Raw genomic sequence first — 21,584 nt, 5'->3', positions numbered from 1 at the left:
TGTCGGTCTCAGGAAGCTCTTGCCCTGAGCATGTCGAAGGGGGAGCTTCCGGGGTATCTTCCCCAAGCTGGAGCTTGGGAAAGAGCGTGAAATCGTAGATACTTGGCAGAGCGCGGCTTGCAACTCCGTCCAAAACATTACCTACATGGATGGAGGTAAGAGGCGTGAGCAGTAGCGGAAGCTTTTCGACCGTGGCCTAGACAAGCCGAAATGTTTAGACCAAAACAAAACGTTTGGGACGGGTTAAATAACCCGCCCTGCAGAGTATTTTATGAATAATGACGATCCAAGGCATAAGAACCCTTTGGAAAAGTCATTTTTTGCCCTGTCCTTTACCTTCGTTCAACAAGCGATTTTCAATCGCATAACGGATAATTTCAGCATTGGAAGACATCTTCATTTTGCCGAGCAACCGGGTTCGATAGGTACTGACGGTCTTGATACTGAGCGACATCGCCTTGGCGATTTCGGTGAGGCGTTCGCCTCTAGCTATGGCAAGAAAGACTTGATATTCGCGATCGGTCAGTAAGGAATGCAACGGTTTCGATTCGGTCTCGTGCAAATTCCTGACAAGCTGTTCCGCTAAGCTTGCGCTGACAAACTTTCCGCCTTGCGCTAATTTTCGAATCGCCTCGACCAATTGTTCCGGCACACTTTCCTTGCATAAATAACCGTCGGCCCCGGCACGCAATACTCTTATCGCGTATTGATCTTCCGGGTACATGCTCAATACCAAAATGGGCTTGTTCGGCGTATCTAATTTGACCAATTTGATTAATTCTAGAACGTTCTTGCCCGGCATCGCGATATCCAGCAACAAAACATCCCAGCCGTTGGTTCTGATTATCTTCAACGCCTCATCGCCCGTCGCGGCCTCGCCGGATACTTCCATATCGGAAAAATCGGAAAGGATTTGTTTCAATCCCTCCCTGACGATCGCGTGATCGTCGGCAATTATTACTTTAATCATGACTATTTTCCGATTTTGTTGGCTTGATAGGCAACATTAATTTAATGAGAGTCCCCTGCCCGGGATCGCTTTGAATGGTCAACTCGCCCGCGAAATATCGCGCCCGCTCCTGCATGCCTCGAACACCGAAGCCGTCGTTTAAAAGACTTTGTTGTAATGCATCGCCCCGCCCGTTATCGCTTATCGTCATCAACAGATTTTGATCGTCTGCCTCGACAATAATTGAAACCCGACTGGCTTCGGCGTGCTGGATAATATTGGTCAACGCTTCCTGGGCAATACGGAAAACCGCTGTACTGTGGTCCGGGTCCAATCGTAAATCCGCTTTCGGCATTGCCAACAGACAATCGATACCCGATCGCTGCTGAAAATTCTCGGCCAACCATTCGATCGCGGGCAACAACCCAAGATGATCCAGAATACTCGGGCGAAGGTCGGTTATGATTTTTTTTACGGCCTGAATCGCCTCTTCGATTTGCCGGTTCATGACTCCGATTTTTTCCCGGTATTTGCCGTTGTCGGGACATAGCCTTTTATCAAGCCAACTGAGATCCATTTTTAGTACCGTCAGAAAACTGCCCAGTTCGTCATGAATCTCGCGGGCGATACGGGCTCTTTCCTCTTCCCTAATCAATTCCAAATGATTCGACAAGTCCTGATACTGCTTTTTATTCGCTTGCAATTCGGCTTCCGCTCTTTTTCGTTCGGTAATATCCATTACGACAACAAAAATCATCGGACCTTTTTCATCGGTGAAAGGTACGGTCGACACCAGGACATCGGCAAACGTACCGTCGAGCTGGACGATTTTTTCTTCAATAAACGGATTGATCGCCTTATTGACCATGGAATGATGAATGCGCGCCCTTATCAATTCATGATAATCCGGATGAAATAGCTTCAGCGGATGCTTATCCAATAATTCTTCGGGCCGGTCGGCTTTCCAGAGTTTAAGACAGGCCTGGTTGACTTGTTCGATGCGGTCTCCCCCGCGATTGACGAAGATGGCTTCAACGGAGTTTTCGAATAAAGTCCGGTATCGTTCTTCGCTGGTTCGAAGCGCTTTTTCGGCGCGCTTGTTATCGGTCAAATCATGAATCGCCGCGATAAAAAAACGCCGATCGACAGTGAACTCGCTGATACCGAGAGATATCGGAAAAATCGCGCCGTTCCGCTTGCGAGCATATATTTCTTTTCTGCGGACAGAGGAGGTTTTTGCATCGCTGAGCAAATAATCGAGCTGAATATCAGCCCTGTTATTTTTTTCGTCGACCAGCATGTCGTGGATTGCCAAACCCGCCATTATCGAGGCGGGATAACCAAACAACTTCTCGGCAGGCGGATTGGCATTTTCAATCACGCCTTGTTCATCGATAATCAACACCGCATCAAAAACATTTTCGAATATCGCGCGCAGCTTAGCTTCACTTTTCGTGAGCGAAGCTTGCATTTCGCAGCGTTGCGTCACGTCGTTCTGCACGCCGATATAGTGGGTGATTTTGCCTCGGTTATCGCGGATCGGCGAGATATAGACTTCGTTCCAAAACAAACTGCCGTCTTTTCGATAGTTGCGCAAAATCGCATAGCCATCGACGCCGGCATTCAAAGCTTTTCGTAAATTCTCAAGCTCGGGTTGGTCTCGCTCGTTTCGTTGCAAAGTCCGGCAATTTTTCCCCATCAACTCATTAAGAGAGTATCCTGTCATTTTCAAAAATGCATCATTGGCATAAATGATGGCATGGTCGGTATCGGCCAAACCGGTAATGACAATGCCGTTATTGCTGCAATCGATCGCACGTTGCATCAAGCGCATTTTATCTTCGGCGTTGCGCCGCCATGTAATGTCCTGTATCGCGCCATAAATTCGCACCACCTGGCCAATGCGCCAATCCCGGATCGGCAATGCGTGATCGCTGAAATATCGGATATCGCCTTGTTTTGTGATCACTCGATATTCCGAGGTAATTTCGTCGCCGGCCAACAGCTTCTCGTTGCGGCTTTGGACGATTGCGTTATCTTCAGGATGGATGGTCAACTCGTAATTGCGCTGACGGGTTTTCGATGCGTTTGCAGTCGGACCGTATTCGCTCAGGAATTTTTTAAACGGTTCGGTCACCCATTCGAAGACTGGTTTGCCGCCGGGCAAAATCCGCATCGAATAGGCATAATCGGAAGTCAACCTCGAAATGGCAAGATCCCATTTTTCGCAGTATAAAATGTCCGATTCCGATGTTTGACATCCTTTTTTGTCGGCGATTCTCCGTATATATTCTGCAATTGCATCGGCAAGCGAGGCGCGGTTACTTTTTACAATGTAGTCTGTCATGCCTTTTTTAATGGCATCGGCCGCGACGTTTTCGTTCCCGAAAGCGGTTAGCATGTAAACAGGAACACAAGGAAATCGTCGATTGATTTCGGAAAATAACTGCAATCCGTCTGTCCAACCGAGCTTATATTCGGTAACCACTAGATCGAAATCCGGTTGATTCGATTGATTCATAATTTCTTGATATTTCAGGCGATCACTGACTCCAATGAAATCAGCCTCCGGAAATTTTGCCGACAACATATGCTGTGTCAATAGAAATTCGGTCGGGTCTTCGTCAATAATGAGAATTTTCATAAGCGCTAAGAAAGTTATCCGCTAAGTAATTATTCAGCATAAGTCATGTATGAGAAGGTGTCAGGGATTGATTTATAAGGCTGTCTGCAACAGGACGTTGCAGTCAGAGCTTACAGGGATGTATTCACGCGTCCTTAGAAATCAATGCCTGACACCAACCTACCGCATGCGCTGAATAGTTACTCCGCTAGTTTCATTGTTTATCCTAAATTCGGTAGTCAGTCCACGAAAATCAGGAAATACACAAAAGTAATCACTCACTTACATAAATTTCTTGAATCACCTATTGGGTGAGCAATAAGGTGCCGAAACCGACGAGAGGTCCCGACCCAGGTGCGCGATGCGCACCCTACACTATGTATTCGGTAATAGTTGAAAATACCCACCACTCCAGGAAGCACTTATAAATCCAAAGTAAATTGTAGGGTACGCTGCGCGTACCTAATGTCGGCACAAGGGCGGCACATGAGGGCACGTTGAACTACGGGCGGGGCTACTGTGGTACGCACAGCGTACCCTACAGTCTTTACGTTTCGTGATTGGTGTAGTATTCACTTCAACTATTTTAGAAATTGCACACCGAATCAATTTATACCGGTTCAGGCGTGGAAATTGCATCTCTGTTGATACAGCAGTTGTACGATGATTTATCGCTTGCCAAAATGATCGAAAATAAACGGGGATATCAAAAGCATTATGATATCGCGCTAATCCGAAAGCCATTAACTCGCCCCATCTTTGTGCGAAGGCACCAAAACAGGGCAAACCTTTCAGCGCATTACCCGTTCCTTACATCATACGCCCGAAAAGTATTCACCGCTGCTCGTTTCGTTTTTCGCTTTACCCGGAAATCGACTCAATCGAATAGGCTTTAATAGGATAAATATCATGACAATTCGCGTGGCCATCAGTCACAAAACTACCTACCTCTTCGACCGCGCCGTCTCGTTGTCGCCCCATGTGTTTCGCCTGAGACCGGCGGTACATTCGAGAACGCCCATCAAGGGTTATTCGTTGCGTATCGAACCCGAAGATCATTTCATAAATTGGCAGCAGGACCCGTTCGGAAATATTTTGGCCAGGGTCGTGTTTCCGAAAAAAACGCGGTCTCTCAAAGTCGAAGTGGAAGTGATTGCCGACATGACGGTAATCAACCCATTCGATTTTTTTGTCGAGGAATATGCGCAAAAATTTCCTTTTCAATACGACAAACAATTAGCCCGGGAACTAACACCTTTTTTGGAAGTGACCGAAGACGGCCCTTTATTAAAACAATGGGTGGCCGATTTTGATTTGACACCGCGTAACATAAACGATTTTTTGGTCGATTTAAATCGCCAGGTCTTCAAGGATGTCAGCTATAACATTCGCATGGAACCCGGCATTCAAACGCCCGAACAAACGCTCGAAAAACGCAACGGTTCGTGCCGCGATTCGGGTTGGCTATTGGTGCAGATTCTAAGGCATCTAGGACTCGCCGCGCGCTTCGTCTCCGGCTATCTGGTGCAATTGACCGCCGACATGAAATCGCTCGACGGCCCGTCAGGTCCCGAGCACGATTTTACCGATCTGCATGCCTGGGCCGAGGTATATATTCCCGGCGCGGGTTGGATCGGCCTCGACCCGACCTCCGGCTTATTGGCCGGCGAAGGACATATTCCGCTAGCTTGCACGCCCGACCCAGTCAGCGCGGCGCCGGTCACCGGCGCGACCGACAAGTGCGAAGTCGAATTCGAATTCAGCAATACGGTCACGCGCCTACACGAAGACCCGCGTGTCACGAAGCCTTATACCGACGAACAATGGTCTTTTATCGATGCGCTCGGCCAACAAGTCGACGCGCAATTGCAGCAAGACGACGTGCGCTTGACGATGGGCGGCGAGCCGACCTTCGTGTCGATCGACGACATGGAAGGCGCGGAATGGAATACCCGCGCGGACGGCCCGCATAAACGCGAGCGCGCCCAAGCCTTGACCAAGCGTTTGCGCGACGTGTTCGCGCCGGGCGCGATGTTGCATTACGGCCAAGGCAAATGGTATCCGGGCGAGCCTTTGCCGCGTTGGCAATACGGCATCTTTTGGCGCAAGGACGGCACGCCGATTTGGCGCAACCCCGAATTACTGGCCGATATCAAAATCGATTACGGACATGGGCCCGAGCAGGCCAGGCAATTCATCGAACACCTGACCGGCCGTTTGGGTTTGACGCGCAAACACATTTCCGCGGCCTACGAAGACGTTTTTTATCACCTTTGGCAAGAAGAGATGCTGCCGGTTAATATCGACCCGTTGCAGTATCGCTTAAAAGATCCGGCCGAACGCAAAACGTTGGCTAAATTATTGGATACCGGCTTGAATCAACCGGCCGGCTTCGCGCTACCGGTTAAATGGAGTTGGAGCAAACAATCCTGGCAAAGCGGTCCATGGCCATTCAAACGCGGTCAGTTGTTTTTGATTCCGGGTAATTCGCCAATGGGTCTGCGCATGCCTCTCGATAGCTTGCCGTGGATCGCGCCGGAAAAACGCGAAATTACCCATGAGCGCAGTTTGTTTGAGACGCTCCCGGAATTGGGCGATTATTACGGCGAAGTCGCACAGCGCTATAGCCATTTTGAACAAATCGGCGCTATCCATCCGGAAATTCACGAACAAAGCCCGCCTGCCGACGACAAGGACATCGATCTCATAGAAGTGCCGCATACCGCGATTTGTGTCGAAGCTCGCGAAGGACGGGTCCATGTATTTCTGCCGCCTTTGACGATGCTCGAGCATTACCTGGAATTGATCGCGGCAATCGAAGCGACCGCCGACCAATTGTCGATTCCTGTCGTACTCGAGGGCTATGAGCCCCCGCGCGATTACCGCATCGAACGCTTGATGGTCACGCCCGACCCCGGCGTCATCGAAGTCAATATCCATCCATCCCGAAGCTGGAAGCAATTGGCCGACAATACGCATATTCTGTACGATCAGGCGCGCCAAGTCCGCTTAGGCACCGAAAAATTCATGCTGGACGGCCGCCATACCGGCACCGGCGGCGGCAATCACATCACGATCGGCGGCGAAACGCCGGCCGACAGTCCTTTGCTGCGCCGTCCCGACATATTGCGCAGCCTGATCACATATTGGCAGCATCATCCAGGGCTGTCGTATCTATTCTCCGGTATGTTCATCGGTCCGACCAGCCAAGCGCCGCGTGTCGACGAAGGCCGTGATGAAAAACTTTATGAACTGGAGATCGCGTTTCAACAAATCCCCGAAGGCGAAGCGCCTTCGCCATGGTTGATCGATCGCTTGCTGCGGCATTTGCTGACCGATATTACCGGCAACACACACCGAAGCGAGTTTTGTATCGATAAACTGTATTCGCCGGACAGCGCTTCCGGACGTCTCGGCATATTGGAACTGCGCGCCTTCGAAATGCCGCCGCATGAGCGCATGGCGCTGGTTCAAGCTTTATTGCTGCGCTCTCTGGTCGCTTGGTTTTGGCGCGAGCCTTACCGGCATAAATTGGTTCGCTGGGGCACCGAACTTCACGACCGTTTTTTATTGCCGCATTATGTCAGAGAAGACATGCGCCAAGTCGTCGACGATTTGCAACGCGCCGGCTACCCGTTTCAATTAGACTGGTTCGACCCCTTCTTCGAATTCCGTTTTCCACATTACGGCAACACAATCGTCGATGGCGTCGATCTGGAATTGCGTTTTGCGATTGAACCCTGGCATGTTCTAGGCGAGGAAGTCAGCAATACCGGCACGGCACGCTTCGTCGATTCTTCGGTCGAACGATTGCAAGTAAAGGTGACCGGATTGACCGATTCGCGTTATGTGTTGGCCTGTAACGGACGACATGTGCCACTCAGAAATACCGGACGCAAGGATGAATTCGTTGCCGGAATCCGCTACCGGGCATGGCAACCGCCCTCGGCGTTGCATCCGACCATCGGCCCGCATACACCCTTGGTATTCGATATCATCGACACTTGGAACGGGCGCGCGGTCGGCGGCTGTACTTATTATGTCGCCCACCCGGGCGGCCGCAGTTACGAGACCTTTCCGGTCAATGCTTATGAGGCCGAGGCCAGAAGGATTACCCGTTTTTGGAATTACGGCCATACGCCGGGCGAGATCGAAAGACCACCGGTCATTTTGCCGTCCGATAGCGGGGTTAGTTTCATACCGCATAAGAACCCGCCAAGGCCTATGGCCCCGCCGCCCGAGGAGCCTAATAAAGAATATCCGTACACGCTCGATTTGAGGCGGCGATATTAGGATGGCGAGTGTTGGATGCGTTCAAGAACAAAGCAATATTCACCATGAAGCTCATGAAGACAATGAAGAAAAAGACTATAAGATCAACAGTGTAATTTTTCATGTCGCTTCATGATCTTACTGTGAAAGTTCGCGGATTTGAAATCTTAATCTAGTTTTTCGATATTCAACACAATGCCGGTTCCGAAGAGGGGGCGGTTGCTCGATCGACAGGCGTCGGCGGCAGGGAGCCGCCGTCGAGCCTACATGGACGTATTCACGGCGTCCTGTCGGGCGAGTGACCGCACCCTCCCCACCAGAGAACTTTCATTTGCCGAGACGATGGTTAGACCTTCATGAACGATATGGTGAAATAATTTTTTCCAGGATACCCTAACGGAGCCTTTGTGACCCGACTCGATCGAATTAGCCTATGAATAGCGTTCTCGCAAAAGAAATCGGTGCTCAGCACTACGCCACGCAACTGACCGGCTACGATGAAATGTATGCCAATAAAGGCAAGGTACTGCCTTATTGGGAACATTTCATGAAATCGATCGAGCAAATCGGTCGTGACGAATTGGAGCACCGCCGCCGCGAAGCACAACGTTTATTGCGTGAAAACGGCGTAACTTATAACGTTTATGCCGACGCGCAAAGCCTGAGCCGACCATGGAAGCTCGACCCGATTCCGCTGTTGATCAGCAGTGAAGAATGGGCCGTGATCGAGGCCGGCTTGATACAACGCGCCGAATTGTTCAACCTAATATTGAAAGACATTTACGGCGAGCAAAGCCTACTGAAAAAAGGTTTGTTACCGGTTGAACTAGTTTACGGTCATGAAGGTTTCCTAAGACCCTGCGTCGGTACTTTGCCCGATACCGAGCGACAATTATTCTTGTATTCCGCCAACCTTGCACGCGGTCCTGATGGGCGCATGTGGGTACTGGACGATCGCACTCAGGCGCCTTCGGGAGCCGGCTACGCATTAGAAAACCGGTCGGTGATGACTCGCGTACTGCCCGATTTGTTCGGCGAATCGCAAGTCCATCGTCTTGCCGGCTTTTTCCGCGTACTTCGAACCGGATTGGCAAACCGCTCGCCGACGTCCAGGGCCGATTCCAGAATCGTCGTGTTGACGCCGGGTCCTTTCAACGAAACCTATTTCGAGCATGCCTATTTATCATCACAGCTCGGTTACACGCTGGTTCAAGGCGACGATTTGACCGTTCGGGACGGGAAGGTTTGGCTGAAATCGGTGCAAGGACTGCAACAAGTGGACGTCATTTTACGGCGTGTCGACGATTCATTTTGCGATCCCTTGGAATTAAAGTCCATTTCTCGCTTAGGTGTCGCCGGGCTTTTGGAAGCGGTCAGGCGCGGCAATGTCGCGATCGCTAATCCCTTGGGTAGCAGCGTTTTGGAAAACAATGCTTTACTGGCTTTTTTACCCAGACTGTCGCGCCATTTATTAGGCCAGGAATTACTATTGCCGTCGGTGGCCACCTGGTGGTGCGGACAACGCCGGGAATGTAATTTCGTACTGGAAAATCTCGGCCGCTTGGTGATTAAACAAATCGACCGAGCCTCCGGTATTCACGCAGTATTCGGCGCCAACTTGAGCTCGCAGGAAAAAAGTCAATTACGCGCCGCGATTCTGGCGAAACCCTATCTGTATGTCGGTCAGGAACAGGTCGGCTTTTCAACGGTACCGGCTTTCGTGGACGGGCAAATCGCGCCACGCAATGCGATTCTGCGTAATTTCGTCGTCGCCGGTGAAGATGGTTATCAAGCAATGCCCGGCGGCTTGACGCGGGTTTCCCCACTCAAAGATAATTTGGTCGTCTCGAACCAGGCCGGCGGCATCAGTAAAGATACCTGGGTGCTGGCGGACCAGCCCGATCAACAAGTCAGCATTTGGCTACAACCGCGCCGAGATTATATCGTCGAGGCGATCAACGAGCCCTTGCCAAGCCGAGCCGCAGATAATCTGTATTGGGTCGGCCGTAATCTGGAACGCATCGAATCCGCCGCGAGGTTGCTCCGAACCGTGCTGCAAAAATGGCGTGAAGCCCAGGATTACACCGAATACAGCGATGCCGACTGTCTCAAAACCTTATTACGCGCGTTAACCCATGTCACGGTGACCTACCCGGGGTTTGTAAACGGCGACCCGTCATTATTGACGAATCCTTTACCCGAACTAACGGAATTGATCAAAGATGCCGAACGTCACGGCACGATTCCTTCAAGCATTCATGCCTTTACGCAATCCGCCTTTAGCATTCGCGATTTGTGGTCGCAAGATACTTGGCGAAGTATCGACGATATTCGGCGTTGCTGGCGCGCAGGAACATTCAGTCCACCTTTGGAGATCGGTGCTCTACAAAGTAAGTTAGACGATTTGATTTCAGCGATCGTCGCATTTACCGGCTTAACCAGCGAAAGTATGACACGCGAAGCCGGTTGGTTGATGCTGGACGGCGGACGCCGTCTGGAGCGTTGTTTGTCATTGATTGCATTGCTGCGCGCGACGGTCGTGATCAAACAAGAAGAAAGCACCCAATATCAATTATTGGAAGCGGTATTAATGACAACCGACAGCTTGAGCATCTATCAAAGACGGTACCGGTCGTTCGTACAATTACCGATGGTTTTAGAACTACTGGTGCTCGATCAAACGCATCCTCGTTCGCTGGTCTATCAGCTTAATCAACTTTACGACTATGTCAAAGCCTTGCCTCGGGAGCGCGGCAAGGTTCGCATTAGTGCCGAGGAAAAGCTGGTGCTCGAGGCGTTTACCAAAATACGCCTAATCGACATCACCGCGTTAACCAAAACTCGGGAAGACAGCGTTATCTATTCGGCTCTCGACGAAGTGCTGGCGGACACCTCGAAATTAATGTGGCGCACCTCGGAAATGATCGCTAAAGCCTATTTCAGTCATGCCGAAGGGCCGCATCAATTGAATCCGACACAACTGGAGGATGAGTTGTGAAATATCGCATCACCCACATCACGAATTACCATTATGCTCATGAGGTCGGGCTTTGTCAGAATGAAGCCCGATTACAGCCTCGCGATTTTCCGAGGCAGCAATGTTCGGCCAGCCGCTTCGATATCAACCCGGAACCCTCTGACTTTCAGGAACGGCTCGACTTTTTCGGTAATCGAATCGCTTACTTCGCGATTCAAAAACCTCACTCTCAATTAACTGTCACTGCCGTAAGCGAGGTTGAAGTGCTGGCGGAATCCAATCAAGTCTTTCAAGATAACCCTATAAGCTGGGAAGACGCCAGGGACAAATTGTCCGCCAATCCGGCTCAGCAAGCACAGAGTCAATTAACAACGGGGCACGGTTCTTATGAAGCGCTACTCGAGGCAAGGCAATACACGCTCGACTCACCCATGGTGACATCCGGAATCGAATTAGGCGATTATGCCCGTCCTTCATTCGCGCCCGGAGCTCCGCTTATCGATGCGGTGACCGACTTAATGAAGCGCATTTATCAAGATTTTACTTACGACCCGTCCTTCACGACAATTGCTACGCCGTTGGCCGATGTCATGCAGCATCGACGCGGCGTCTGCCAAGATTTTGCGCATCTGGCGATAGGCTGTTTGAGATCGCTCGGCTTAGCGGCCCGCTATATCAGCGGCTACATCGAAACTTTGCCGGCACCGGGTACCGAAAGATTGGTCGGCGCCGACGCATCGCATGCTTGGTTTGCCGTATTCGTGCCGGGCAGCGGCTGGCTGGAATTGGACCCCACTAATAACAAACTCCCCGCAGATCAACATATCACGTTGGCGTGGGGACGCGACTATGCCGATGTCACTCCGCTGAAGGGCATTGCATTCGGCGGCGGCAAACACAGCCTGTCGGTTTCGGTCGACGTGCTGAGGCTAGAAAGTTAAAAACGTGCGGACTATTTCACTTCATTTTACTTAAAGGAAAACCAATGAGTACCATACATCTGATTGGCGGAGAAAAAGGCGGAGTCGGTAAATCCGTCGTTGCCCGATTACTGGCGCAGTATATGATCGACCATGAAATCCCGTTCATCGGTTTCGATACCGATCGCTCACACGGTTCTTTGCTGCGTTTTTATGCCGACTATGCGTCGCCCACTATCGTAGACAACTATGAAAGCCTCGATAAAATCATAGAAACCGCGGCGGAAAACCCGGAGCAGCAAATACTCGTCGATCTTGCTGCGCAAACGCACTATCCCTTGTCTAAATGGTTAGAGGAATCCGGAGTGCTCGAATTGGCCGAAGAACTAGGCGTTACCATTCAATATTGGAATGTCATGGATTCCGGAAAGGATTGCGTCGACCTGCTAGGAAAACTTCTGGATCAATACGATGCGAAATTGAATTATGTCTTGGTTCTGAATCAACTTCGGGATGGTGATTTTACTATTTTGGAACAATCGGGCATCAAAGAACGAGCATTGGGATTAAATGCCAAATTGATCACCTTAAAACGCCTGCATACACCGGTCATGACCAAAGTCGATGCAAACAGCTCGAGTTTTTGGGCGGCTCAAAACAAGACCGTCGACAATCCTAATGCATTGGGCTTACTGGAAAGGCAACGCGTCAAAACTTGGCTAAAACAGGCTTATACCGAATTGAAATCGATTGGTATTTGAATACGCAAAAGCGGACACCCATGAATTATTCGCCTTATACAAGTTGAATATTGACCATGGCCGGATGATAATGAACCGTTAATTATAAAAAATGCGTTTAGAGTTCGATTAAACTAATCGATTCATGGACAAGCAATATTGTAGAATCCAAAATGCATTTTCATAACCCAGATCATTATCATTTCGGCCAAACCACTCCATGAAGAAAGCTCCGCAAAAAGTCCCTTCCGCACCACCCGGCGCTAGTCTAGAAAAAAACGCCTCCTCGCACTTTTCGGCAGGGCGATATAAAAACGCCGCCGAAATCTATAAACAATTGCTAAAACACTCCGATAATCCGGATTGGCGCCGAAAGCTAGCCGAGTGTTATTTGCAAAGAGCATTGAATATGGCGGAAAAAGGAATGCCGAAGGAAGCCGCCGTATTGTGGGAAAATTATTCGGAATGGGCAGAGCCGCCCCTAGCCGCTTTAGAAGCTTATATTTTATGGCTGTTGTCGGTTAAAAACACAGAGAAAGCTTTCGCAAGAATCGATCGAATCGATGCCGAACAACTGGATAAAAACCATCCCGATCTTGCAGTCTGGTTGGGGTTTTTATTGGTTTGCGAATATCCCGATATTGAAGCGCATATACCGCATGACTCGGCTGTAATGCTACATTGGCAAACGGTTCGCGACGCTCTCGAGGCTTACCGGAGCAACCGGCTCGAACATATTGACGAATTACTGAAAAAGCTACCTTTCCGTTCCGCCTTCCGTGACCTTCGGTCCTTACTGAAAGCGCAACTATCCCTTCCGGCGTCGATGGATCAAGCGCGCACCTTATTGTCGAAAATTCCGGATAACTCGCCCTATCGTCCGGCGGCGAATGCTTTGACCGCGTATATGCTTCAAGGATCGGCCTTCGTTGAGGCTTCACTGCAACTCGAAGATAGCCCACGCCGGCTGATCGCCAAGGCCAAAGGTCTATCGAATAAGCAGCTTGAATTGCTCGACGCTATAAACAAGCAACGCAACAATCTGACCGACAAAGCGCAATTCAATTTAACCATCCGCTACCGCGAACTGGTCGGAAACGAAGCGGCGAGCCGCTTTTGCCAAGCCATGCTGGCACGCTACCCCTCCGGACGTAAAGACTATCTAAAAAACTTCGCCGCGAAAGATTCGATCGAAAGCGAGCGTATTCAGGCCTTAATCCACGAAGAAAACAATGACCACGATGAAGCCGAAGGTCACTGGTTGCGTTACATTGACGCATTAAAAACCCAAGGACCGGAAAACCATAAAAAAATCGCCTTGATATACAGACATTTGGCTCAAAAGCTTCCGCCCAGCCTGGCTGTCGAATTTCTCATGGATAGCTTGCAATACGACCCGAACGACCGAGACAGCTATTTAAAAATATTGGATTATTTCGAACAGGAAGACCCGAATCCGGAAGAGCATGCGATATGGCTGGCAAAAGGACTGGAACACCTTCCGAAAGACATCGAGATGCTGGTTTGCGCCGCCAAGTCCGCCATGCGCAAAAAAGCCTTCAAGAAGGCCGCCAAATACGCACAAGACTTGTTGAAAATCGACCCGGTCAATACGTTGGCCAAAGACTTGTTGTTTTCAAGTCACTTAGCGCATGCCCGCAAATTGATTAAAACCCAAAAATTCCATCTAGTCGACAAAGAGCTCCAAGCCGCCGAACAATTATCGATCGATAAGACTCTACTGAGGCAAGCGGACTTAATTCGCGGATTTTATATTTGGGCAGCCGAAGATAAGGACCGCGGTCTCAAATCCATAGCCGATATTCTACAATCAATGAATCTGGGGTCTGCAACCGCCCACTTCCAAGGCTATATCGAGTCGGACTTGATGGATGCCCCCTACGCCCCCATCGCAAAACAATTGCCGGCCGTCAAAGCTTACGAACTATCCGAACCGGAACTACTGCACTTGACAGAATCGGTCGAGCGCTACGGCGAACAACTCGAAAAGCTCGACGTATTGTTCAAAGCGCTCGATAAAATCAAAGCGCCGCTCAAAAAATCGATGAAATTGCTCAATTACGGCGAACAGGCGCTCCTAGCTTGGTGCCAAACGCTCGAAGAGATCGAACATTTCGATTTATTAAAACAATGCGCGAAATCGGCCGATGGCGTCTGGGAAAAACCGATCTGGTCGTATTACCGAGTCGTTGCGGAATGCCAGGGCGATCCGAGCCGCCTCGATATTACCTGGACACTAAGATTGCAAAACGCGATCGAAATTGCTCATGAACAAAAAGACAGTAAGACCGAATTCAAGATTAGACGCTTTATTGAACGCTCCATCGGCTTTCATAATCCATTCGGCTTCGACAGTGAAGACGACTTTTACGAAGACCGTTTTGACGAAGACGAAAGCGGATTCGACCCCGAAATTATCGAGGATTTGTTCGATCATGTGCCGAAGCGGAATATGATCAAAATCGGCAAAAAGTTTGAAGAAATGATGAATAAATCATCGTCGGAACAGCTCATGATGGATGTGATGACGAAATACGCCGGAAGAATCGACCCGAACAAACTCGTCGAATTACTCATGGATCAGAGCTTTCTAGTGGCGATCATGATGCTGGAAGCCGCTCAATCCTTGCGTATCGATATCGACCTAAGTTTCGATGAAATCATCGAATTTTTCCTTGACGACGAACCGTTTTCTTTCCCGTTTGACCCCTACTAACCGACATGACGACACCCTATCAAATTCTCTGCGTTTCCGAACATGCCAACGATACCGAGATCAAGCAAGCTTATTTAAACTTGGTCAAGGAAAACCCGCCCGATCGCGATCAAGAACGCTTTCAGCAAATTCAACACGCCTATGAAACGATCAAAGACAGCGACAGCCGCATTAATTTCGAATTATTTCATTTCCCGGAAACCGGCTTCAATGCCTTGCTGGATCACGCTTTCAAACAAGAATCCGAAATCCAGCCCATGCATCCTGACGACTTCTTCAGATTACTGAATGCCGTCTCAATCGACAAAGCCGTTATGGGCGACATTAAAAACAAGTCATCATGAACACCGAAACACCTCCAACTGAATTGCTTGATACCTTACAGCATTATTTGGAACAAACCGATTTTGCGCATTTGGCGGCGGTCAATCAACCGGATTTGACGGTTTTATTTACCGATATAGCCGGCTTGAAAAGCGAAGTCAAAGCCGAGTCCCGGCAATTCAAGGCAACGCTCGACACACTGACCGATGCCGTGTCCGCTCTTAAAACCGATAATCAAGTATTAGCGGACGAGCTGGCAGCGTCGGCCGAGCGCCTTAAGCAACAAGTAAGAGAGTCTCAGCGCACGCTGCTGCTCGACATTATCGATATTTACGACCGACTCAGCGAAGGCTTTCGAGTACTGCAAAATTACCGCCCGGTCGATGCCTTGTTCAATCATTCGAAAAAACAAGACGTACGTTTTATCAACGGTTTCGCCAAGGGCCAGGAAATCACGCTAAAACGCTTCGAACAGTTGTTGCAGCGACGAAATGTTTTTTCGATCGACTGCGTCGGTAAGCCTTTCGATGCCCATACGATGAAGACGCTCGAAGTCGGCCATGACCCGAAACTGGAAAACGGTATCGTGCTCGAAGAACTCCGCAAGGGTTTTCTATTTGAAGACCAAATACTGAGACCAGCCGAAGTCAAAGTCAATAAACTCTAACATTAGACAAAAACACTATGAATGAAATCATTATCGGAATCGACCTCGGAACGACTAACTCCGAAGTCGCCATTGTCGAAAACGGCAAGGTGCATATCATTACCGACGACGGCAAAAAAATATTACCGTCCGTAGTCGGTATTGATGACAACGGCGAAATACTCGTCGGCGAAACCGCCCGCAACCAATACTTGATTTACCCGGAACGCACCGTCAAATCGATCAAGCGTTTGATGGGACAGGATACCCACATCATCATGGCCGGCCTTGATTACACTCCGCAAGAAATTTCGGCAATCATCTTGAAGCGCCTAAAAGCGATAGCCGAGAAGCATGTCGGCCAATCGATAAGCAAAGCCGTTATTACCGTTCCGGCTTATTTTTCGGACGCGCAACGCCAAGCGACGCGCGAAGCCGGCGAAATCGCAGGTCTGGAAGTGGTGCGGATGATCAATGAACCGACCGCTGCCGCGCTGGTTTACGGTGCCGGCCGAGACGAAGCCAAACGCATGTTGGTATATGATTTGGGCGGCGGCACCTTCGACGTTTCTGTCGTCAATGTCCAAGCCGGCGTCGTCGAAGTCTTATCGAGCCATGGCGACAACCATCTCGGCGGCGACGACTTCGACCAACAAATCGTCAATCATATTCAAGACCATATCAAGGAACAGCACGGCATTAATATTTCCGAGCATAGTAAGGCGTTGGCGCGCATCACGCGCGCGGCCGAAAACGCCAAGCTGGTATTGTCCGACGAACCTTTTGCGCAGATCGAAGAGGAATACCTGCTCGAACACGAAGGCTCACCTATCCATCTGACCCTGGAATTGTCGCGCGGCGATTATGAAGACATGATCGAAGATTACATCAACGCGACGATGGATGCCCTGCATATCGCACTCAAAGGCGCGAAATTGACGGTTTCCGACATCGACGAAATTATCTTGGTCGGCGGCTCGACACGAACACCATGCATTCGCGAGCGCTTATTCGAAGAATTCGGCTTCGAGCCGCACAGCGAAGTCGACCCGGATTTATGCGTGGCCATGGGGGCGGCCACGCAAGCCGCGATGATAGCCGGCCAAGCCATCGATACGGTCTTGGTCGACGTCACGCCTTATACCTACGGCACCAGCGCACTCGGTTTTTTGGACGGCGAACCCTATCCCTACCAATTTGTACCGATCATCCATAAGAACAGCGTATTGCCGACGCGAAAATCAGAGGCATTCATGACCTTTCAAGACGGACAAGAATCGGTCAACGTTAAAATTTATCAAGGCGAAGACCCGGATGCGCTGAACAACATCGAAATCGGCGAATTTACCGTCGAAGATCTCCAGGACGTACCGGCCGGCAATATCATCACGCTGACATTAGCCCTGGATTTAAACGGGATGCTGCATGTTTCTGCCAAGGAAAAAGCAACCGGCCTCGAAAAGTCGATCACGATCAACAATGCGATTTCACGCTTCGAGACCGAAGAACTAGCCGGCGCGAAACGGCGCATCGATAGCCTATTCGGACAAATGGATTCTAGCTCGGACGAGATTGAAACAAGCGATGCGGTTTCACAAAGCAAAGCCGTCGCCGAGGCTCGTCAGCTAATCAAAAAAGCCGAAGCCTTATTCGACACGGTCTCCGATGAAGACAAGGAAGACATGGTCAATTTGATCGAAACTATCACAGACTGTATCGAAGCCGGCGATGAAGGCGCCTTACAAGAGCCTGTCGAACAATTGAACGACATCATTTATTATCTCGAATCGTAATGAAACGCTGCCCTTGCTGTAATGCGCGACTAAGCGACGCGCTCCTTTGCCCGCGTTGCGGGGCCGACTTGAGCCGCGTCCTGCGCTGCGAACAACTAGCCAAGCAATGGCTGGCCTTATCGCTACAAACGCTTGAGGCAGGCCACGCGACAATCGCAGCACATGCCGTCAATCGCTCTTTAAGCTATCGACAAACGCCTGAAGCCCGAATTTTTCGGGAATTTCTGATTCGCCACCAATACAGCGCGCTCTATGACTCTCTAGCACGGCAAGATTGGCCGAGCGTGCGCCGAACAGTCTCGAACTTGCATGTCTTACAGGGTAATAATGAAGCGCTAAGCCGCTTCCAGGAATTTATCGATCATTTGTCTGCCCGCTCGACAAACCATTCCGAACCTTTTAGTCGTTGGCATTTACTGTGAAAGTTCGTAGATTTAGACTCTTTATCTAATTTTTCGATATACGGCGCTCGACAGAGCAAATGCCGGTTCTGGAGAGAGTGCGGTTACTCGACTGACAGGTGTCGGCGGCAGGGCAGATTCTTGCTCCATGCAAAATCTGCATTCATGCCATCCCTGGCAATCTGATAGCCGCCGTCGAACCTACACGGACGTATTCACCCAGCACCTAAATTCCATAGCCCATTGGTTATGGTAACTATCGAGCATAATTCATCCAGCACCTAAATAAGCCATGATTTTGAATCCTTGCCAAAGACCTATGGAATTTAGGTGCTGGATTTAGGTGCTGGGTTCACGGCGTCCTGTCGGGCGAGTTATCGCCCCCTCCGCCACCAGAGAATTTTCATTTGCCGGGGCGATGGACAGGTCATCATGAACGTTACTGTGAAAGTTCGTAGCCCGTATGCAGCGTAAGCGGAATACGGGGATTGCGTGACCTCGAACGTCCCGGATTGCGCATGCGCTCCATCCGGGCTACGCGGTTAAACTTTCATTTTCCGGGGCAAAATGCTTTTTCTTGGCTAATGAAATATCGTATCGTCCGGGTAGAACTCGTCGTCAATCGCGGGATCTCCGGGAATTCTTTTCTCCTCGGCCGCCCATTCGCCCAAATCGATCATTTTGCAGCGTTCGCTGCAAAATGGCTTAAATAGCTGCTGCGCAGTCCATGGAACGGAGCCCCCGCACTGCGGACATTTAACTACCAACGTTTTTTCATTACCGTTCATTAAAATTGACAGCAGGTCAACATAAAAGGAACGTTGTCCTGGCTTTGAGTGGGCCTGGAACCGTCGGGCGCAGGACGCATGAAGCGTATCGTGAAACGGTGCTTGCCGCCGCTAATTTCGGCAAAACAAGGGATGCTTCGGTCAACACTGATTCTGAGCAATTGCAGCGGAAGGCTTTTATCAAGCGAGGACTGATAAAACCCTGCTTCCGCTTCTTCTTCGGTCGGCGTACTACTTTGCCTAATAAACCCTAGAATCATATCGATCGCTTTACGAATATCCTTAAACGGCTTAGTCCATTGCTCTAAGGCTTGTTGCTGAACAGTCTCATCTTGTTCCAGCCAATAATGAAAAGCAGGTAAATCGAACGAGCAAGTTCCGCCCGGTATCGAGCTTCGCTGCGAGATACTTTGAAACAAATCGTTTCCCATCACTTTCAAACCGATCTTTCCGCTAGCGGCGTAGAGGTTATGACTGGTTTGGTTAAGTTCGTCGAGGATTTCATTGACTTTTTCGGCATTGACTCCCTCGCTACCGGCCAGTTGATTCAACACCTTGATATGACGTTCAAGTTCTTTAAGAATTTCCGACTTGAGATCGTTACGACTAAAAATCGTCAGAATATCGAGCAAGGTATTGATTGCCGCCCGCCTATCAGCCATGGTGCTCCCTTCTAAAAAATGTCCCAGTTGTTTAAAAAGCAACTCGAGCCGTATTAAAATTCGGATTCGCTCATTGAGTGGAAATTCGTAGACTATAGGGGAATTCACTGATTAAAAATCCTGCCGTATGCTTAAGTAAAGATACAAATTGTGCAGTTTTTTAACTTGTTCTGCAAGCATGGAATCGGACGTGGCATTGTCGATAAGATCGTTGGCCAGAGCTTTTCGCTGTTCGCGTGTGGCTTGAGAATCAATAATCGCTCGAACAATTTTTTCGTCGAGACAATCTCTCTTTGTTACGCGCTCGATTTGGGTTTCAACAGGACAGTCGACTACCAAAACTCTGTCGACTAAATTGACCATACCGCTTTCAACCAACAAGGGAATGCAAATGATGCAGTAAGATGCGTCAAGCGATGCCACTCGCTTCAATATACTTTGCCGTACCATCGGATGCACAATCGCTTCCAGTTTACGTTTTTGTTCGGTATCGGCAAAAACCAATTCACGCATTGCGCTTCTATCGAGGTTGCCGTCGGCAGCAATCACCCGTTCGCCGAACGCGTGACGAATTTGTTCCAAAGCCTGACTACCTGGTTCGACGACTTCGCGGGCAATATCGTCGGCATCGATTACCGGAACGTTCAGCTTGGAGAATAAATCCGCGATGGTGGTTTTACCGGAACCGATACCGCCGGTCAGGCCGATTTTCAACATGGCTTTATAATCCGGCAAAATTGAGATAAGCCTGATTGATTTTATCGCCCCACAGTAAAGCGATCCACCCGGCCGCTGCCAAATAAGGGCCGAATGGAATTGGAATATTCTTGTCGCGCTTTACCAAAATAACCATCGCGATGCCGGTAACGGCACCGACCAAGGATGACAGCAAAATGATCGGCAGGATATATTGCCAACCCAACCATGCCCCAAACATTGCCAACAGCTTAAAGTCGCCGTATCCCATGCCCTCTTTGCCGGTCAACAGCTTGAAACCATGATAAACCGTCCAAAGCGATAAATAACCGGCTATAGCACCGATAATCGAAGAATGAGTATCGATGAAGATATCGAAAAGACTTAAGAACAAACCCAACCAAAGTAAAGGTAACGTAATCGAATCCGGCAAAAGTTGATGGTCAATATCGATCGCACTCAGCGCAATCAAGGACCAAGTGAGTATGAGAGCGAATAGCGCCTCTACCGAATAACCGAAATGCCAGGCGATTAAAACCGAAAAAAAACCGGTTAATCCCTCGATAACGGGATAACGTTTCGATATCGGCGCATTGCATTGAGCGCAACGGCCTTTCAACAACAAGAAACTGAGTACGGGAATATTTTGATAAGGCTTTATCGGAGTTTCGCAGTGCGGACAACGCGACAATGGAAAGATTAGATTAAATTTCGAGTCGGCCTCTACACTTCCTATACCGTGCTCCGCGCACTGCACATCCCCAGTGGACTGTAGATAATCGATGCACTCGCGGCGCCAACTTTTTTGCATCATAATCGGCAAACGGTAAATAACGACGTTAAGGAAACTACCGACCATGAGACCGATAACACCGGTTAAAGCCATTAGTGCAGCCGGCGAATCGGCGAATATTTCTAGTCCTTGCATGAGTATTTTTTGTTGGTTGTTGAAATTAACGCGGTAAGCGGTAAGCGGTAAGCGGTAAGCGGTAAGCGGTAAGCGGTAAGCGGTAAGCGGTAAGCGGTAAGCGGTAAGCGGTAAGCGGTAAGCGGTAA

The 21,584-nt window shown here is 49.6% G+C and carries 15 protein-coding genes; 9 read left to right on the top strand and 6 right to left on the bottom strand.

The genetic code is table 11. The features are described from left to right. Positions 1 to 313 precede the first annotated feature (313 nt). Positions 314 to 970: a response regulator gene (locus ACRJJO_RS19575; RefSeq protein ID WP_431067281.1), complete on the bottom strand. Its 657-nt coding sequence runs from the start codon at positions 968 to 970 to the stop codon at positions 314 to 316. After that, on the bottom strand, positions 963 to 3,593 hold the full coding sequence (locus tag ACRJJO_RS19570) for a PAS domain S-box protein (RefSeq protein WP_431067280.1): 2,631 nt from the start codon (positions 3,591 to 3,593) through the stop codon (positions 963 to 965). The genes ACRJJO_RS19575 and ACRJJO_RS19570 overlap by 8 nt, the downstream gene beginning before the upstream one ends. Positions 3,594 to 4,481: 888 nt before the next feature. Between ACRJJO_RS19570 and ACRJJO_RS19565 the strand changes: the two genes are divergently transcribed. From ACRJJO_RS19565 to ACRJJO_RS19525, 9 genes are all read left to right on the top strand, one after another. Beyond that, a complete protein-coding gene (locus tag ACRJJO_RS19565; protein WP_431067279.1) occupies positions 4,482 to 7,865 on the top strand; it encodes a DUF2126 domain-containing protein in 3,384 nt (1,127 codons plus the stop codon). 412 nt (positions 7,866 to 8,277) lie between these two features. After that, positions 8,278 to 10,842: a circularly permuted type 2 ATP-grasp protein gene (locus ACRJJO_RS19560; protein WP_431067278.1), complete on the top strand. Its 2,565-nt coding sequence runs from the start codon at positions 8,278 to 8,280 to the stop codon at positions 10,840 to 10,842. Then, positions 10,839 to 11,762 carry a transglutaminase family protein gene (locus ACRJJO_RS19555; protein ID WP_431067277.1) on the top strand — a complete coding sequence of 308 codons (924 nt, stop codon included), beginning with the start codon at positions 10,839 to 10,841 and terminating at the stop codon, positions 11,760 to 11,762. The genes ACRJJO_RS19560 and ACRJJO_RS19555 overlap by 4 nt, the downstream gene beginning before the upstream one ends. A gap of 44 nt (positions 11,763 to 11,806) precedes the next feature. Beyond that, positions 11,807 to 12,502: a mobilization protein gene (locus tag ACRJJO_RS19550; RefSeq protein WP_431067276.1), complete on the top strand. Its 696-nt coding sequence runs from the start codon at positions 11,807 to 11,809 to the stop codon at positions 12,500 to 12,502. A 199-nt stretch (positions 12,503 to 12,701) separates the two neighbouring features. Then, positions 12,702 to 15,218, top strand: a complete 2,517-nt coding sequence (locus ACRJJO_RS19545) for a hypothetical protein (protein WP_431067275.1) — start codon at positions 12,702 to 12,704, stop codon at positions 15,216 to 15,218. A 5-nt stretch (positions 15,219 to 15,223) separates the two neighbouring features. Continuing rightward, positions 15,224 to 15,562: a J domain-containing protein gene (locus tag ACRJJO_RS19540; protein WP_431067274.1), complete on the top strand. Its 339-nt coding sequence runs from the start codon at positions 15,224 to 15,226 to the stop codon at positions 15,560 to 15,562. Then, a complete protein-coding gene (locus tag ACRJJO_RS19535; protein WP_431067273.1) occupies positions 15,559 to 16,209 on the top strand; it encodes a nucleotide exchange factor GrpE in 651 nt (216 codons plus the stop codon). The genes ACRJJO_RS19540 and ACRJJO_RS19535 overlap by 4 nt, the downstream gene beginning before the upstream one ends. Before the next feature lie 17 nt (positions 16,210 to 16,226). Then, entirely contained in the window at positions 16,227 to 17,981 is a 1,755-nt protein-coding gene (locus ACRJJO_RS19530) for an Hsp70 family protein (RefSeq protein WP_431067272.1), read from the top strand. Then, complete coding sequence (locus ACRJJO_RS19525; protein ID WP_431067271.1) at positions 17,981 to 18,403, top strand: hypothetical protein; 423 nt, start codon at positions 17,981 to 17,983, stop codon at positions 18,401 to 18,403. The genes ACRJJO_RS19530 and ACRJJO_RS19525 overlap by 1 nt, the downstream gene beginning before the upstream one ends. A gap of 560 nt (positions 18,404 to 18,963) precedes the next feature. Here the strand turns inward: ACRJJO_RS19525 and yacG are convergent. The 4 genes from yacG to ACRJJO_RS19505 are packed head-to-tail and all read right to left on the bottom strand — an operon-like array spanning position 18,964 to position 21,456. After that, positions 18,964 to 19,170 (bottom strand): DNA gyrase inhibitor YacG, encoded by a 207-nt coding sequence (yacG, locus tag ACRJJO_RS19520; protein WP_431067270.1) that lies wholly within the window; start codon positions 19,168 to 19,170, stop codon positions 18,964 to 18,966. Then, positions 19,170 to 19,940 (bottom strand): cell division protein ZapD, encoded by a 771-nt coding sequence (gene zapD, locus ACRJJO_RS19515; protein ID WP_014147183.1) that lies wholly within the window; start codon positions 19,938 to 19,940, stop codon positions 19,170 to 19,172. Before zapD ends, yacG begins: the two co-directional genes overlap by 1 nt. A gap of 3 nt (positions 19,941 to 19,943) precedes the next feature. Continuing rightward, positions 19,944 to 20,549 carry a dephospho-CoA kinase gene (gene coaE / locus ACRJJO_RS19510; protein WP_431067269.1) on the bottom strand — a complete coding sequence of 202 codons (606 nt, stop codon included), beginning with the start codon at positions 20,547 to 20,549 and terminating at the stop codon, positions 19,944 to 19,946. 4 nt (positions 20,550 to 20,553) lie between these two features. Next, the gene (locus ACRJJO_RS19505) at positions 20,554 to 21,456 is read right to left on the bottom strand and encodes a prepilin peptidase (RefSeq protein ID WP_431067282.1); all 903 of its coding nucleotides are present in this window, start codon (positions 21,454 to 21,456) and stop codon (positions 20,554 to 20,556) included. Positions 21,457 to 21,584: the final 128 nt, after the last annotated feature.

Source organism: Methylotuvimicrobium sp., from assembly GCF_050611805.1.
In the GTDB taxonomy this organism is placed as follows: domain Bacteria; phylum Pseudomonadota; class Gammaproteobacteria; order Methylococcales; family Methylomonadaceae; genus Methylotuvimicrobium.
Note: the sequence above shows the minus strand (reverse complement) of the source record. Positions and strands in the feature narration are given on the sequence as shown.

What these genes read in the sequence shown, in the direction of transcription:
- ACRJJO_RS19570 (WP_431067280.1), bottom strand. Translation starts at nt 3,593, where the DNA reads ATGAAAATTCTCATTATTGACGAAGACCCGACCGAATTTCTATTGACA.
- coaE (WP_431067269.1), bottom strand. Translation starts at nt 20,549, where the DNA reads ATGTTGAAAATCGGCCTGACCGGCGGTATCGGTTCCGGTAAAACCACC.
- ACRJJO_RS19565 (WP_431067279.1), top strand. Translation starts at nt 4,482, where the DNA reads ATGACAATTCGCGTGGCCATCAGTCACAAAACTACCTACCTCTTCGAC.
- ACRJJO_RS19575 (WP_431067281.1), bottom strand. Translation starts at nt 970, where the DNA reads ATGATTAAAGTAATAATTGCCGACGATCACGCGATCGTCAGGGAGGGA.
- ACRJJO_RS19545 (WP_431067275.1), top strand. Translation starts at nt 12,702, where the DNA reads ATGAAGAAAGCTCCGCAAAAAGTCCCTTCCGCACCACCCGGCGCTAGT.
- ACRJJO_RS19560 (WP_431067278.1), top strand. Translation starts at nt 8,278, where the DNA reads ATGAATAGCGTTCTCGCAAAAGAAATCGGTGCTCAGCACTACGCCACG.
- ACRJJO_RS19525 (WP_431067271.1), top strand. Translation starts at nt 17,981, where the DNA reads ATGAAACGCTGCCCTTGCTGTAATGCGCGACTAAGCGACGCGCTCCTT.
- yacG (WP_431067270.1), bottom strand. Translation starts at nt 19,170, where the DNA reads ATGAACGGTAATGAAAAAACGTTGGTAGTTAAATGTCCGCAGTGCGGG.
- ACRJJO_RS19540 (WP_431067274.1), top strand. Translation starts at nt 15,224, where the DNA reads ATGACGACACCCTATCAAATTCTCTGCGTTTCCGAACATGCCAACGAT.
- ACRJJO_RS19505 (WP_431067282.1), bottom strand. Translation starts at nt 21,456, where the DNA reads ATGCAAGGACTAGAAATATTCGCCGATTCGCCGGCTGCACTAATGGCT.
- ACRJJO_RS19535 (WP_431067273.1), top strand. Translation starts at nt 15,559, where the DNA reads ATGAACACCGAAACACCTCCAACTGAATTGCTTGATACCTTACAGCAT.
- ACRJJO_RS19530 (WP_431067272.1), top strand. Translation starts at nt 16,227, where the DNA reads ATGAATGAAATCATTATCGGAATCGACCTCGGAACGACTAACTCCGAA.
- ACRJJO_RS19550 (WP_431067276.1), top strand. Translation starts at nt 11,807, where the DNA reads ATGAGTACCATACATCTGATTGGCGGAGAAAAAGGCGGAGTCGGTAAA.